Annotated in this window: 28 protein-coding genes; all 28 read left to right on the top strand. The window is 35.7% G+C overall.

Annotated elements, in window-relative coordinates; genetic code table 11:
* Window positions 1–147: 147 nt before the first annotated feature.
* The 28 genes from FPZ44_RS24950 to FPZ44_RS24815 all read left to right on the top strand — a co-directional run bounded on the left by FPZ44_RS24950 (window position 148) and on the right by FPZ44_RS24815 (window position 14,098).
* Window positions 148–588, top strand: a complete 441-nt coding sequence (locus FPZ44_RS24950; RefSeq protein ID WP_144995138.1) for a hypothetical protein — start codon at window positions 148–150, stop codon at window positions 586–588.
* Entirely contained in the window at window positions 578–1,114 is a 537-nt protein-coding gene (locus tag FPZ44_RS24945; protein WP_261378552.1) for a hypothetical protein, read from the top strand. Before FPZ44_RS24950 ends, FPZ44_RS24945 begins: the two co-directional genes overlap by 11 nt.
* 164 nt (window positions 1,115–1,278) lie before the next feature.
* Entirely contained in the window at window positions 1,279–1,500 is a 222-nt protein-coding gene (locus tag FPZ44_RS24940) for a hypothetical protein (protein WP_144995136.1), read from the top strand.
* 14 nt (window positions 1,501–1,514) lie between these two features.
* Window positions 1,515–2,519: a hypothetical protein gene (locus FPZ44_RS24935; protein ID WP_144995134.1), complete on the top strand. Its 1,005-nt coding sequence runs from the start codon at window positions 1,515–1,517 to the stop codon at window positions 2,517–2,519.
* 5 nt (window positions 2,520–2,524) lie between these two features.
* The gene (locus tag FPZ44_RS24930) at window positions 2,525–2,908 is read left to right on the top strand and encodes a hypothetical protein (RefSeq protein WP_144995132.1); all 384 of its coding nucleotides are present in this window, start codon (window positions 2,525–2,527) and stop codon (window positions 2,906–2,908) included.
* Between the two features lie 191 nt (window positions 2,909–3,099).
* On the top strand, window positions 3,100–3,915 hold the full coding sequence (locus tag FPZ44_RS27010) for a hypothetical protein (RefSeq protein ID WP_261378545.1): 816 nt from the start codon (window positions 3,100–3,102) through the stop codon (window positions 3,913–3,915).
* A gap of 23 nt (window positions 3,916–3,938) precedes the next feature.
* Window positions 3,939–4,178 carry a hypothetical protein gene (locus FPZ44_RS24915; protein WP_144995128.1) on the top strand — a complete coding sequence of 80 codons (240 nt, stop codon included), beginning with the start codon at window positions 3,939–3,941 and terminating at the stop codon, window positions 4,176–4,178.
* Between the two features lie 74 nt (window positions 4,179–4,252).
* Window positions 4,253–4,501 (top strand): hypothetical protein, encoded by a 249-nt coding sequence (locus FPZ44_RS24910; protein ID WP_144995126.1) that lies wholly within the window; start codon window positions 4,253–4,255, stop codon window positions 4,499–4,501.
* Window positions 4,502–4,517: 16 nt separating this feature from the next.
* Window positions 4,518–4,850, top strand: a complete 333-nt coding sequence (locus FPZ44_RS24905) for a hypothetical protein (RefSeq protein WP_144995124.1) — start codon at window positions 4,518–4,520, stop codon at window positions 4,848–4,850.
* Window positions 4,851–5,056: 206 nt separating this feature from the next.
* On the top strand, window positions 5,057–5,269 hold the full coding sequence (locus FPZ44_RS24900) for a hypothetical protein (RefSeq protein WP_144995122.1): 213 nt from the start codon (window positions 5,057–5,059) through the stop codon (window positions 5,267–5,269).
* Between the two features lies 1 nt (window position 5,270).
* Window positions 5,271–5,603 (top strand): hypothetical protein, encoded by a 333-nt coding sequence (locus FPZ44_RS24895; protein ID WP_144995119.1) that lies wholly within the window; start codon window positions 5,271–5,273, stop codon window positions 5,601–5,603.
* A gap of 1 nt (window position 5,604) precedes the next feature.
* Window positions 5,605–6,012: a hypothetical protein gene (locus FPZ44_RS24890; protein WP_144995117.1), complete on the top strand. Its 408-nt coding sequence runs from the start codon at window positions 5,605–5,607 to the stop codon at window positions 6,010–6,012.
* 49 nt (window positions 6,013–6,061) lie between these two features.
* Window positions 6,062–6,334 carry a hypothetical protein gene (locus FPZ44_RS24885; RefSeq protein WP_144995115.1) on the top strand — a complete coding sequence of 91 codons (273 nt, stop codon included), beginning with the start codon at window positions 6,062–6,064 and terminating at the stop codon, window positions 6,332–6,334.
* Between the two features lie 39 nt (window positions 6,335–6,373).
* Window positions 6,374–6,670 (top strand): hypothetical protein, encoded by a 297-nt coding sequence (locus FPZ44_RS24880; RefSeq protein ID WP_144995113.1) that lies wholly within the window; start codon window positions 6,374–6,376, stop codon window positions 6,668–6,670.
* Between the two features lie 287 nt (window positions 6,671–6,957).
* The gene (locus tag FPZ44_RS24875) at window positions 6,958–7,902 is read left to right on the top strand and encodes a tyrosine-type recombinase/integrase (RefSeq protein WP_222429838.1); all 945 of its coding nucleotides are present in this window, start codon (window positions 6,958–6,960) and stop codon (window positions 7,900–7,902) included.
* 93 nt (window positions 7,903–7,995) lie between these two features.
* A complete protein-coding gene (locus FPZ44_RS24870) occupies window positions 7,996–8,502 on the top strand; it encodes a hypothetical protein (RefSeq protein WP_144995111.1) in 507 nt (168 codons plus the stop codon).
* Between the two features lie 45 nt (window positions 8,503–8,547).
* On the top strand, window positions 8,548–8,925 hold the full coding sequence (locus tag FPZ44_RS24865; RefSeq protein ID WP_144995109.1) for a hypothetical protein: 378 nt from the start codon (window positions 8,548–8,550) through the stop codon (window positions 8,923–8,925).
* Window positions 8,926–8,945: 20 nt separating this feature from the next.
* Window positions 8,946–9,401, top strand: a complete 456-nt coding sequence (locus tag FPZ44_RS24860) for a helix-turn-helix domain-containing protein (protein WP_144995107.1) — start codon at window positions 8,946–8,948, stop codon at window positions 9,399–9,401.
* A 50-nt stretch (window positions 9,402–9,451) separates the two neighbouring features.
* Entirely contained in the window at window positions 9,452–9,682 is a 231-nt protein-coding gene (locus FPZ44_RS24855; RefSeq protein ID WP_144995105.1) for a hypothetical protein, read from the top strand.
* 349 nt (window positions 9,683–10,031) lie between these two features.
* Window positions 10,032–10,421, top strand: a complete 390-nt coding sequence (locus FPZ44_RS24850; protein ID WP_144995103.1) for a hypothetical protein — start codon at window positions 10,032–10,034, stop codon at window positions 10,419–10,421.
* A gap of 19 nt (window positions 10,422–10,440) precedes the next feature.
* Window positions 10,441–11,016 (top strand): hypothetical protein, encoded by a 576-nt coding sequence (locus FPZ44_RS24845; protein WP_144995101.1) that lies wholly within the window; start codon window positions 10,441–10,443, stop codon window positions 11,014–11,016.
* Between the two features lie 15 nt (window positions 11,017–11,031).
* Window positions 11,032–11,289, top strand: coding sequence for a hypothetical protein (locus FPZ44_RS24840; protein WP_144995099.1), 258 nt, complete (start codon window positions 11,032–11,034; stop codon window positions 11,287–11,289).
* 99 nt (window positions 11,290–11,388) lie between these two features.
* The gene (locus FPZ44_RS24835) at window positions 11,389–11,625 is read left to right on the top strand and encodes a hypothetical protein (protein ID WP_144995097.1); all 237 of its coding nucleotides are present in this window, start codon (window positions 11,389–11,391) and stop codon (window positions 11,623–11,625) included.
* 58 nt (window positions 11,626–11,683) lie between these two features.
* Window positions 11,684–11,854, top strand: coding sequence for a hypothetical protein (locus tag FPZ44_RS26645; protein ID WP_186786234.1), 171 nt, complete (start codon window positions 11,684–11,686; stop codon window positions 11,852–11,854).
* Between the two features lie 26 nt (window positions 11,855–11,880).
* Window positions 11,881–12,780 (top strand): Fic/DOC family protein, encoded by a 900-nt coding sequence (locus FPZ44_RS24830; protein WP_144995095.1) that lies wholly within the window; start codon window positions 11,881–11,883, stop codon window positions 12,778–12,780.
* Between the two features lie 449 nt (window positions 12,781–13,229).
* Window positions 13,230–13,643, top strand: a complete 414-nt coding sequence (locus FPZ44_RS24825) for a hypothetical protein (RefSeq protein WP_144995093.1) — start codon at window positions 13,230–13,232, stop codon at window positions 13,641–13,643.
* A 14-nt stretch (window positions 13,644–13,657) separates the two neighbouring features.
* The gene (locus FPZ44_RS24820; RefSeq protein WP_144995091.1) at window positions 13,658–13,915 is read left to right on the top strand and encodes a response regulator transcription factor; all 258 of its coding nucleotides are present in this window, start codon (window positions 13,658–13,660) and stop codon (window positions 13,913–13,915) included.
* A complete protein-coding gene (locus FPZ44_RS24815) occupies window positions 13,916–14,098 on the top strand; it encodes a hypothetical protein (protein ID WP_144995090.1) in 183 nt (60 codons plus the stop codon). It begins immediately after the preceding gene.
* Window positions 14,099–14,106 lie beyond the last annotated feature (8 nt).

Below are 14,106 nucleotides of genomic sequence, written 5' to 3'. Positions count from 1 at the left end.
TTAAACACCTCCTTCTATGTAATATTCTCTCCATAAAAACCACGTCGTAAACGTTCTAATTCATAGATTGTCCTCATAGGTTTTATTAATAGAAAAATGGAAAAATAGCAAAATGACCATGGGATATTTAAGGGAGGCGAATTGTAAGTGGAGAAAAGGGGAGGGCTTAACTCAATTTTCTTTCAAGAACCAGAGTCTATTCCTGTGAATGAAGCAGAACGGAAAAGGAAAGTACGTTCGGATAAATTAAAGTCAATTAAGTTTCCTGTCACACTAGAACAAAGGAAGAAATTGCGCGGCCTCGCGAAAGAAAAAAGGCAGATCGTTAGAAATGAATCCGTTTCAAACACCCTTGTATTCATAGCAGCGCTAGACCATTACAAACTTTATCCTGACCGCTTGCATCAAATTGAATACCAGGACACAGGTCAATACATGCACATAAAACTTGATCAAAAAACCTTTGATTACGTAGAGGAGCTGGCTTTCCAAAGTAATTCTTCAATTAGACGATTTGTTCATCGGTATATTATGAATTACTTAAATTGCGGTCAGGTGGTGATTCGTTTTGCTGAATATGAAGCGTAAAAGTTTTATCCATGCATTCAGTGGTTTTTTTGAAGGGAATAGAAAGAAAAACTCTACTCCGGTTCGCATTAAAGCTAGGGAAATAGATTTTCAGCGAGCTGAAATCTTTCTTGATGATATGTACAGCTTGACTGGTGAAGATCCCGATAATCTCATTTCAGTTGCTTCGCTGGTACAAATGTTATACGAAGACTTTTTGCTGCAAATACGAAGTCACTATCAGACAGAGGAAATGATAAAGCGACTTTTAGAAAAGAGATCGGTTCATCACAGACACCTAACTGTGGAATCGGAAGAAGATTGGATTGATATGAAGTGGAGTGCTCTTGAAATTGATATGAAGAGACAGCTCGCTCTTAGGGGTGAAGTGTTTTTACAAGATTTAAGGCTTGCCGACTCCAAATTTAAAATGACACTTCATGAGCTCATTTCAATTCTCTTTTGGGATTTTATTATTGAAGTACGAAAAGGAAATCAGCGAAATTTGATTAAGCTGCTCCTATCGAGGATGAGAGATTGGGACTAACCATATAGAACGTTTGTAACTACAACCCCTTCCGTTATGTAAGGGGTCTCTTTATGAAGTTAATTCCTTGGAATGAATTTACTTTGGGTACAAAACGGGGTATAATGGGTACAAATGATACTCATTTGGGTACAAAATGATTGATGATCAGAAAGGTGATGAAATTGAATAACAAAAAGGACCCTAGAAAGAGTGTGAAAGCAAAGCCACATGTAAAGGATGAAGTGGAACATTTAAAGAAAACGCTTGATTTGCCTACCGAGTCGCATGTACTTGATTACTTAGTAAGGTTTCATAAAATGAACAAAGGAGTGATTAGTCATGTTAACCATTTAAAGCTATTAAAGGAAGTAGATGAATCACACAAACAAATAAGGCTGCTTTAAGTGAGGGGCTTATAATGAGATATAAGAAAGTTCTAATCTTAAGCGCAGCTGTGCTTCTATTAGTATGGCTTGATATATTGATACCCCAACAGAGTCGCACATATATAGGTCCAGGTGGAATTATAAGTGTCGATGAAATGCTTGACTCAAGTATGTTTACTTCTAAAAAAGTACCATCAAACTTCAACATAGTGTACAACAAAAGTTACATTTCCTCTAAAAAGATTAGTGATATTATAAATGCGATCAAAGGTTATGAATTAGAAGCAGCGCAATATGAATTCGACTTATCACCAGAAGATCAAAGGAAAATATCAAGAAACATTCTTCCTTATATGAAACAAGAAATACTCCATTCCGTCTTCTCTTACTTAGATATGGATGTTCCTCGTACATTGAAATCACCTGTGGTGATATTAGTTCCTGAAATGAAAGAGGTATCGGTATTCTTAGAAGGAGATCATCTTATTTCCATTGATGAATATCCGATCGACATTGTTTCTGACATCCCAGGTGCTTTGAGGGAAAAACAAATAGGAGAAATTATTGAAGTGAAGCTTCTGCGAGAAGGGGAGACAATGATTCTTAAGTCTAGATTGATCCCGGGTAGTGACGGTCAGCCATCTATAGGCATTATGCTTGCTAATAACACTCCCTACACAGAACTTGACGAAGACAGAATTATTAATGTTCCAAACGACATGATAGGCAGCTCCTCAGGCATGATCCTTGCTCTTGGGCTGGTTCAACAGCTCCAACCTGATATGATGCATTTGGGTGATCTAAAGATTGTTGGTACAGGATCAATAAGTTCAGAGGGAGAGGTTAAAAAGATTTCAGGATTAAATACTAAGATGAAGGTTGCAGCAGAGTCAGGAGCAGACCTATTTTTGTATCCCTATTCAATGAAAGAACAAGTTAAGAACAACAGCATAGGTCAAATGAAATTGATTGCAGTAAAAGATCTTAAAGATGCTATCGAAAAACTACAACATGAACGAACCGATTACATGAGGTGAACACGGTGAACATACAATTTGTCATATTGCTTCTGATTCTTATCTTATTCGTTCTTGTATTCATCGAAAAACTCATTTTTAAACAACATAAAGTATCCAATGTATTAAATGTACTATATAAGCATTTTAATGAGCGCAAAGAGAAGCTTGTAGAGTTTCGGATCAGTGAAACGAAAGCCAGGCAACGGATTAGAGAATTTGAGGTAAAAACGATAAGACAAGAATATTATCTAGTTTCTATTAATGGTTTGAAAATTAAATCAGCAGAATCCATCGATGGTTTTTCGTTAGAAGAGGACAATTGCCTTTTGCACGGAAAGATTCACCCGATTAACTTGGATCGCTATGAGTTGTTTATTCGAGAAGCAAATGAAGCCGATAGAAGGTGAAAGATGTGCGCAATTTGATGATAAGAGCTATGAAATGGATCAGTAATATGAGGAATATAGCTAATAAATGTATCTGTTTGCATAGATAAATTAGAAAAGGAGTGAGAGGACTGGATAAGAATAATTCCAAAACTATTGAGAATGATCTCAAACATGTAATGAATTATATGGAGGATGTGTACAAGTCCGGCATGCCAGGTAAAGGGGGGACGGAGTGGCCTTTAGTGATTCACCGTTGGTATGATGCTAATGTAGTTTATCACTACCCCTACTCATACTTTTCAAATTTAAAAATCAAAAATCGACTTCGTCTTCATGCGGATACAAAAACAGACCGCATTAAAGCTCTGAAATTATTATTAGATAAGTTGATGTCTGGGGATATTGATATTCACCTATATCACTTAGGATTATATTTGTTATATCCATATCTAGGAACGAGTAACCGGGTTCATGACGTAGAGTCAATTGGGAAGAGAAGGGCCGATTTTATATCTACTTTACCAAGATTTGAATTAGAGAGTAACGATGATTTTATTTCACGTATTTGGTCAAGTCTAATTGAGCGGTATTATCCTGAGGTTGGCGAAGAGGTAGTTAGATTACCTGATTTTTCAGAAGTTCGAATGCTATTTAATACAGAACGATTTGGTAATTATACTGGCACCTATTATTTTGATGCGGATTGGTTAGAACCTATACCTGGATTCAGAATGAATGTAAAGAAGTGGGTGGGGGAAAAAGACCCAATGACACCTGAACCTACTAAAGAAGGGATGATTGAGGGGTATATCACATTAGGACATGAGGGAGGAGGCAGCCTAAGACACTTTGTGTCTGGAGAAAAAGTACATGCTGGGAGTTATATTGAAGTAAAGTTTGGTGATGGGTGGATTAAAGGTCGTTATGAATGGAGTTTTTGTCAAGGAGACCCTATTCAAATTCGTTCTGGTCGCAATGAAAGTTTCTACATTAATGAAGGTTCCTTAGTTCGTATACGTAATTAATATACAGAAATGAGGCGATTACAGTGGATGGAAGATATGATGCAGAATTTGTTCAGAGGGTATATGAAGAGGCAAGAGCTTTGAATATAAGAATTACTGAAACTCATAGTGCATACAAAGCAATTGGAGGATGGATTCCATTTAATCATATTACAAACGAGTTGATTCCAAGTATTTCTAGCTATGATGAGTATGGTAATATATTTGGTACTCTAGAAGAGTGTGAAGAATTTGTTAAAGACCATGAAGAAGGTCGTATTTAGGGTTTCTCAAGTGTACGAGTAAGTCAAAGTTATTAGAATAATTGAATCTATTACGTGTTCAGGAGGATGGTAAAATGCATTCTTTTAAAAAGAAAAGCGCAACGTTTATATATCATGGTGATTTTGGGGGTGAGGTATATATTGTTGGAAATACAGAAGAAGGAATAGAGACTAAGATTAAAGTGGATTCTGAGGATATTATCGATTTCGTCGCAGAATATGTGAGGAAAGAGATGATCGATTGTATTGAAAGTATGGACTCACGAGAATTATTGCGTACTCACATGCAATTTAATAAAAGAAAAATTGAGATTAAAGAATGAAAGGTGGATTCAATCGTTGATTAAGGAAATTTGGAGAAGTCTTTGGATACTCGGACTGATAATTTTCTTGAAAATAATAATGGTCATTTTTGAAATAGTAAAATTGCCAAGCCTAGCTAATGAAACTAATATAGAAGCTTTTAAAATTCTAGATTACATAGGTGAACTGATAGTTCATCCTGGTTTTATTGTATTGTTTAGTACTATAATTCCCATGCTTATTTTAATTGGGCTCAGGGCTGCAGATGATCCAAATATAAAAAGGATTTATTCAAAGCAATTAACTTTATTGTGTACATTTTGGTTCGTTCTATTATCGGCTCCGTTTTTAGGCGACTTTCTTAGGTAATCTGAAAGGTCCAAGAGATCTAACACGAATAGCCGAAAACCCGTCGGTTTTCAGCTAATAATTTACTTCCTATCGTTATGGCCAAAGTAAATACTACGGCGCGCGCCATAATTCGTGTGCGTTATGTACGGGGGTCGGCCGACTCACCAACGCTTAATGATTAGTATGATCAAGAAAAATAGTTTTTATACTTTAGGGGAATCGTTATGAATAAAAAGCTAGAAAGATTAATAGATATTGCTGCTGAATTGGAAGTGGATACATCTAGATTCTCAACAAGTCACGCAAGGCCTGAATCTCATTGTAGAGATGCTTTGATACAAGCATTGCGTACAGTGACCAATAACACCCAATATGAAATGATGGCAGAAGATATAATAAAGACTTGTGAAAAGCATTTCTATAAAGAAAGGGACTAGTATGGCCGGCTTAATTTTGATTTCAATGGGGCTAGTCTTAGTGTACGTTATCTTTTCTTGGTACAAGAAAAGATTTATAAGTGAACACATAGACGCTATGAGTATTGTTTTGGCGAAAAAGATTTTAGAAAAGTATAAACCTGATAGTTATTTGAATCTAAAGGAAATACAGCATTTAAAAGATGCAGTACAAAGTGCCTCTAACATTTTTGGACATAATGAAAGATTAGTGGAATTAATTGCAGCTTTAGAAACAAATAAAAGTTTCAATGAAGACCAAGTACTCTGTTTTTTAAGCTATATCTCAGTCGATAACTTACAGAGGGATAATTAGGATGTTTAAGTATTTTAGTGTGCACTTATTTGTTATTGCAGTAGTTCTTACTTGTTTTGTTTTTATATATCAAGTTAAGATGGCTTGGTCGGATGCGCTTGAGAAAGCAGATGAGCAGCATGCTGTGATCATGGAAGAAATGGAAAGTAAGTCAAAAGAACGTTATCAGATAATGGGTATCGTAAAAAATAAAATCATAAAGCAAGAAAGTGTAGTATATGTAGACAGTATTCTTCCCATTACGTATTCACATGAGTCTCATGCAAAGATATATACTATAACGGTTGAAGGTGAAGAATTAGCAATGAACGAAGACGATTGGAAATCTGTAAAAGAAGATATGGAGATTGTGGTTGTTTACAATGGAATGAATCAAATTGTTGACTACGATGTAACATATGAAAAGTAACTACATTATAATAGGAAGAAACTCATCAAAATAAATAGGGGTGTAACGGATGGTAGTAAATTCCCTTCCAAGAGCATTAGAAATAATAAAAAAAATCGGACCGAAAATGTTCAAGTATATTGCTCTACTAATCTCCATTTTTACAGTTATTGCAGGTACTGTAGCTACAGCGGCATTTTTGGGTTCAAATGAATCAATTACATTGGATCAGACCCTACAGATATATCAAGTTATTTTGCTTAAATATGTAGTGAATTTCGGTTCAATTGGAGCAAGTATATTGGTTTTAATTGCATTGCTCTATAAAGGGAAGGACAAATAGTAAAAGGAAGAAAGAGAACTTTGGAAAGGTGGTAACTAAATGTATGATAAAGTGGCAGCGCAGTTGATGAATGATATGCTAGGTATCTGGGTAATTTTTTTACTCATAGGAGTCGCTGTAAAAATTGGATCTAAGTTATTGAAAAGCAAAAAGGTCGAATCACTTATCGATAATTATGCACGGAAGTTCGGCATGGATGATAAAGAACTTAACACTCCGGAAGGCTCCCTCTTTTTAATATTAATTATTGGAATACCCGTAATTCCAGTTTTGCTGGGTATGTTTATGGGGATAGTTAGTATTGGAGATATTGTTTCCGATCTCAGTCTCTTTTAAGTTGTTGGTAATACTTTAGATAACAGAACAATGATTGTGTCGCAAATTTTCTATGGAACAACTTTTGTGTCGCGAATGGAACAATGATTATGTCGGCACGGCTCTCTACGCAACAACAAAAAAATACAGAGAAGAGAACTACATTATAAAAGGAAGAAACTCGTCTGATCATATTCGCAACAGAATGTATGATCTGTTGCGTAAAACGATAAAAAACCCTCTATTAACCCTTCGAAAGTGATATAATGAGGAGAGAATATTCGCAACAGAAAAAATGAGGGGTTAACATGAGTAACGTACTAGCATTTTCAGATCATATTCCTTTAATGGATGACTTCAAAAATCATTTGGATATGAATTCCAAAGATCCGTCTACGATCGATGCTTACATACGAGTGATGCGTCAATTTATGGAATGGCTTCTTCAACGCCCAGGTAGTGGCGGTAGGTTTCAGACGGATTTACTGACGAAGAATGCTTTACAAACTTTTATAAATGAATTAGAAGATCAAGGTTACTCCGTGAGCCATCGTAATCGTGTAAAGACAGTTGTTGGACAATTTGCAAACTGGATGTTGGAGGAAAAGGGTATTCATGTTAAGAACCCTTCAAAAAATATTGTAATTCCTCCACAGGAGCAGCTTGCACCTAGAGAACTTTCTCTGGACCAGCGCTATATATTAAAAAATTTGATCGAGCGTGCAGGTGACGAGCGAAGTGCAGCGATGTTTGCTTTAGGGTATTGGGCGGCCTGTCGTTCATCTGATGTTACAAACTTTCTTGTAAGAAATGCCGATATCGGACCTAAAATAGGTGTGATTACGGTTGGTCACAAAGCCGGAAAGATGAGGAAGCTAGATATATTAAATGAAGTTAGAGGGCCATTGTACAACTATCTAAAGAGTGAGACTAGAAAATTTCCCGATAGCCCATTTGTATTCACTTCCAAACGCTCCGAACGTTTGACTGAAAACGGTCTTCACAGATGGTTTAATAAAATCAAAACAGATTCTCGAAAGGACGAATGGATACTCATAGAGGATATTACTTTCCACGATCTTCGTCACGACTTTGCTCATCGTGCAAGAAAGGCTGGATGGAAACTTGAAGAGATAGCATTATATCTTGGACACATCAATAATCAAGGGACGGCAGCCATTCAATCTACAGTCAGATACACGCAGCCTACCCGGGAGCAATTAAAGCGAAGATTACTTGATATTAAAGGATAGTAATTAGAGAATTCGTTTCTGAGAACTATTTCAATAGCAATAAGCAGTAATAAGGTTACTTATCAACCTGCAGAAACTGAAAGGGTGATAGATATGGGGAAAAGAGAACAAACATTAGTTATGCCACCTTATCAAATTATCATTGAGAAATATATTCATCCTAACCATGAAGAAGCCAAAGCATTCAAACTGCATTCATTAATTGTGAGAGTAGTTTTTAAAGATGACGATCTGCAGGCGGATTTAGATACACTGTTTTCTCGTCAGACCTATGGTTTACATCTATATCGTCGTGCTCATTATTCATGGTTCCCATTTTGGAAAAGACCTTATGTAAGTGTGATGGATAAGGTTGACTTAAAAACGTTGATTTTCTCAACCACAAGTTCGAGGGCGATGGCTGTCGTAGAATCTGCAAATGCGAAGTTTAATATTAGCCAGCTTAATGGACTCAATCCTGCAGAATTGATGTTCTTTACAGAAAGTGAACTTAATATCGCGAAACCCTTAATAGAAAAGGCAATTCAACGCTTTTTAGACAAAATGATTTCAAAAGGTCCTTATCCCGAGAATATGAGGCTTTTTTATCTTGAATTCTAAATGAATATGATTTCTAACCTGAATACATAAGGAGATGTTCTAAAAATGAATCTAGTTAATTTAACAAGTGAAACAATAAATCTAATACCAGAAGGACTAAATGGACCTATTATTACAATACCTCCCTCTGGACAAGTTGCAAGAAGCTCAACAACATATCAAGAAGCAAAGTCAAAAAGGAAAGTTATCAATATGATAGAGGTCGATGGAACACAAATCCCTGTGCTTAAACCATACATGGAGATTGAAGGTATTCCAGATCCAGTTGAAAATACAATCTACATTGTTCATGCCATGGTTACTCTGCGAATAAATAGGTCCGATGTCGTTTCGGTATACGAACCTATTAAAAATCTAAAAGGTGAGATTATTGGATATAAATCACTTGGGTGTGGCCCCAGCGTTGAAGACCTGAAAGTATGATTTCAAATGAAGCTTCATCCATGAAAGAATTACGATTTACAAGAAGGAAAGAGAGAAAATGTGCTGAATGCGGGTCTGACTCAATCCCTTACTTGTGCAAGGGATGTAAAGGAAGAAGGGACGCAGCTAAAGAAAAACGTACTAAGGATCGCCTGCAGCGCAAACTCTGCATCTCTTGTGGAAAAAACAAAATTATGAAGGGTAATGATAAGAGTACTTGTAAAACGTGCTCTTCTATATATCCGAATCTTCCTATTCGGAAATTAAGAACCTGGTCTATAGAAAATGATAATCTTTATGAATTGATGATGAAGAAACCATGTACAACTAAAGAACTTTCACAGATTGTAGGAGTTAGTGCGCGTAATGTTGATCGATGGCTTTTTGAAGGTGCGAGTCCGAAAAAGGAAAATGCTTTAAAAGTAGCAGAGTTCTTTGGAAAGACAATCGAAGAGGTCTTTTCGAGATACGTTTGATTATAGAGAAGGTTTTAATTCTATCCAAATTTATAAAGGAAGTGTTACCGGTGAAGTATAAGGGGTCGGTTTGGTGCGATGTTCCTAAACAGCCTAAAAAGTCAAAACTTCATTTAAGAGTGGAACGAGTAATTAAGAAGGCTGAAAAAATAAATTATAAGTTTAACGATATTGAGCTAGGAATGTTTTCAGCTCTAGCAAGAGACGAATGGGATGAGAAGAAAGTAAATTGGTTAGCTCTTGAACAGTTTGACAGACTATATTATAGATTTTATCCATAGATCAGTCATGTTTTGGAGGGGCTTATGAAAAAACTAATTGGAATAATTTCAATAGCAAGTCCAATATGGTTCTGGATTGTTTTTCTCATTCCGACAATTGTATGGGCCATGTTAGGAGGATTAAGTTTGACAGAGCTTCCTATCTCTCGGGTTGTATCATATTTCTATTTTCTAGACATTCCAGTAACTGAACAAAGTTTTCCTGACAGAGCTTTTTTATACTCAAACATTGGTTTATGGATCAGACTAAGTATGTGGCTTGTTGTGTTCTATTTAATTTTTATGGGGTTTCGATTATTAAAGAGAAAATCTAATTGAAAGATAACTCTTCGTAAGGAATGTGATATTAATGGGTTGGATTAGTCATAATTTCATTATTGTTACTCATGATAAGCTTGAAGAAATTAACGAAGTACGCAACTTAGCTATCCAGCTATTCAATGTAGATCAATTTCCACTTAAGACAAACCTTGTATCTGAAATACTCCCTAGTATTGCTCAAAATGCTTTCTCTTTCTTCATTAATTGTGATGGATCAAGTGAAGGGAGAGAAACGTCGGATATGTATGATGAAATAAGATTAAAGTATACCAATTATCTATATGAAAACTTTATTCATTTTGTAGAGATATCAATGAATATTGACGGCCTGAAATCGAAGGTTGTTAAATCATCACAGGGAAACATATTAAAGCTTAGGTCATACCATGATTTAGATGATGAAAACAGCCCATATTGACTTAAAGGGGAGCATTAATTTGAACTTAGTTCATCAAATTAAAAGTTCATTCTTAGATTTTTTCTCAAACAAAAGGAAAGTTGCATTTTATTTGTTTACCTGTGTGTTAGCAGTAATGAACTTAACTATAATGCATTCAGAAAACTATTTGATTCGAATGTCTATACGAATACCTCAAGTTCTGATTATGCTATGGATTTACAAAAAATTTGTTGATCCAAGTCCGATGAGAACGATGTTAACTAAAGTAAGAGTTAAAGGCCCTCTACACCATGTTTTAATTATTTTTGGAGTGTTATTGTACGTTACCTTTATAATTGTAACGAATCAGCTAAATGTCCCTACAAGTCAGCCAGTAGACGTGCAGCTCATCGAGTTTCAGAAAAATATAAGTAAATTTGGTGTAGTTGAAATTTCATTGGCTTTTGTGTTGTCTGCCTTGCTTGCCATTCCAATTATTTATGCAATTCTACAAACTATATTTTACTGTAGAATATTTATAGTGTGGGTGTACAATAATCACGTGAAGTATCTATGGGTAGCTATTATCTTTGAAGATATTTTTATTTTAGGAATTGTCTCTGTTATTAGATAAAGGGGTGGTTTAATAGTGTTTCCTGAAAAAACAGTTTTTTCTCATCATGCAAAGTTGCGCTGTAAACAAAGAGGAATAGATATGCAACGCATAAAAAGGCAACTATTATCTAAACCATATGCAGAAGGTTCTCATGATTGGGTTGTACCAAATACACCTTTACAAATAAGTTATCAAGACACTGGATACAATCGAACCATTATAACGGTGATTCTAGAACATACTTCCGTAAGAAGTTATAACAAAGATAAAAAGAAAAATTCCAATCAATAATAAATAACTAGTAAAAACTAGACATTCTTCAAAAGGAAATGAAATGTCGTTTTTAAGCCTTCTGCGGCTTTATATAGCAATGAATCAAGGAGGATTAATATGTGGGGCAAGGCTCAAGCGTTTATTAATCGCGGTGATTTTACCCGATTGGTATATGATACCTCAACTAACGGAATGTTAGAAGAACTGCTTAAATACAATTGGCGACCAACGTTCTTATTATTAGAGCACGTTGATATTGGTCAGGATGTCATAGATGCACTAGACAATATGTCAATCGAAGAGATCAATTTATTTGCAGGCAGACATGGCCTTAATTATATAGTTATAGAATAACAAATAGATTCAAGGTATAGGCAGTCTCACTCTATAATATTTTATGAGGTGAATTACAATGAAAAATGCGTCTCGAGATCAATTTGATAAGGAATTTGATAGCATGAATGCTTCTTGGGGATATGAAAATGCAGATATCAGTGATGAAGGGAAAGAGCTCATTTATAAAATGATAAACGGCCAATTAACTGAGGACGAGTTCAATGAAGCTGTTCGAAAAATGAAATAATTCATCATATCAATGGGGGAGACGAGATGAGTAGTCCTTATTGCTATCCAGATTCAAAAGTATTGATTAATCATCTAAATATTAGGAATCAAGAAGAGCTGCATCACTTCGAACGCTTCCATACGGCAAGACGTGCGATGGAGATGAGGTTCAACCCGATAAAAGGAGATTTCGACTTAGACCATCTTAAAGCTATGCATCAACAGCTGTTCCAGGATGTCTATCCTTTTTCAGGACAGTTACGTAACGTTAATATTGGTAAAAGTGGCTTTTGGTTTTGTGAGAAAGATATGATTAATCGATTAGCTGACCAAACCTTTCCCCAATTAAAAGCAGAAAATCATCTCAAAGGTCTTTCTAAAGAGGAGTTTGCATCCAGGAGTGCTTACTACTATACGGAAATCAATTATATGCATCCGTTTAGGGAAGGTAATGGACGAACTACCCGAGAGTTTTTTGGGCAACTTGCTAAAGAAGCCGGCTACGAGTTGAACTGGCAAGAGGTACCGAAAGAAGAATATTTTCAGGCTGTAAAACAAACAGATAACCCTACAAACAGAGAAGCACTCGTTAAAGTATTCGAAAAATGCTTAAGCCCGGTAAAGGATGATTTTCAAATGGATAAATGGATACAACCAGAGCAGCCTATGAAGCTTATTGATGTCTTGAAGATACCTAACGGGGTACCAGATCAAACGGCTAAAATTGATGCTGCCGAGCTCGCCAAACTTGTTGAGCGATACAGTATCGATCAAATCGGACATAATGAGCGCGTAAAAGTTAAATTCAAAGATGATGATACGATACATACAATTCCACTCGAGAATCACCAATACTTAAACAAAGAGCTGAAAAATAGCCTATTGGATGATATTGCAAAACATACTCAACATACGATCCAAAATCAGTTTGAGATGGGGCAATGATGAAGGAGAGATTAATGCTATGAACTTTCTAAATGTACTGGCAAGTATTCTATGTTCTGCTCTGCTCATTTTTATCGGTTACGACTTAATAAAAAGTGCCATCCGTAAATATAAATCATTTCGTACAGTATGGGGAAAACCTAAACAACAACATAATTCCGAAACCTAAAGATCCGCCTTATCTAGGCGGATTTTTTTATTGGTTCATGCAACAGGTTCGTCATAAGAATAGATATGGTCTATTTAGATCATAAGAAGCAAGAAATAGGGTGTAAAGAGGGATTTAAAAACTGTATAAAGATATAATTGATATTTTTTTGATAAAATAATAGTAAAATAGGCATATAAATATCTCTAAAAAGATTGAGGGTGTAGGACTATTGTGGTATGATGATAGCGAAATTAACAGGAAATTACTCTATTTCGCGAGTGTGAAAAGGGGAGTGAAAATGCAATTTAAAGGAACCAAGACTGCGTATACAACAGGATTTAGTATCACATTATTGATATTTGCGTTCGCTAACATATGGGATCTAATTACTGGAGGTACTGGTGACCTAAATGATTACCCATTACTGCTATTTGTACTATGGACATTAGTCGTATCGTCATTTTTGTATTTAGGTTGGCACATTGTTGCTAGTGTCAATGGAGTAACTTTTATCGCTTTCATGCTTTATACAGTGTTTAAAAAAGGGTCTTCTCAATATAAGTTCCCTGGAGGATGGGACTGGCTGCTAGGAAGTTTTCCAGTTCCAACAAGCTGGTTAATCGTTGTTCCGGTCCTACTTGTAATTAGTATATTGGTACAACTTATCTATTTGAGAATGAATCGAGAAGTAGAGGTTATTGAAGAAGACTGAATTGGGAGGTTCACATGGAAATAAAGATTGAAGATTTTGCTAAAGAACACAGATTTACAAAAAGAGAGACTGAAATCGTCAATTACCTAGCTCTTCATGGCTATTCAAATAGAGAACTCGCGAGAAAGATAATACTTTCTGAAAGTACCGTTCTAAGTCATTTAAATAATATTTTGAGCAAAGCCAAGGCATCATCTTGTAGGGAATTACTATCAAAGATTATAGTGTTTAATCTTCAAGACTCGCCCCAAAAACAGGAGGTAAAGGACTGAATGAGTAAGGCGCATAAACTTTTTTCTCAGTTATTGATATTATTCGGTATTTGGGGGGGATTGAAGGCGAGTTTTACAGATGGTTTTTTGAACGAAGCCCAAAAAATTGTCTTTGTTTCTAGCTTTGCAGTGCTTTTATTAATTGGAGTCCACCAACTACTTCGCTATAAACAAAAGGGGTGAACCTAGTG

Source organism: Paenibacillus agilis (assembly GCF_007786455.1).
Classification (GTDB): domain Bacteria; phylum Bacillota; class Bacilli; order Paenibacillales; family Paenibacillaceae; genus Paenibacillus_B; species Paenibacillus_B agilis.
The sequence above is the reverse complement of the archived record's forward strand: the minus strand, read 5'-3'. Positions and strand labels throughout refer to the sequence as shown.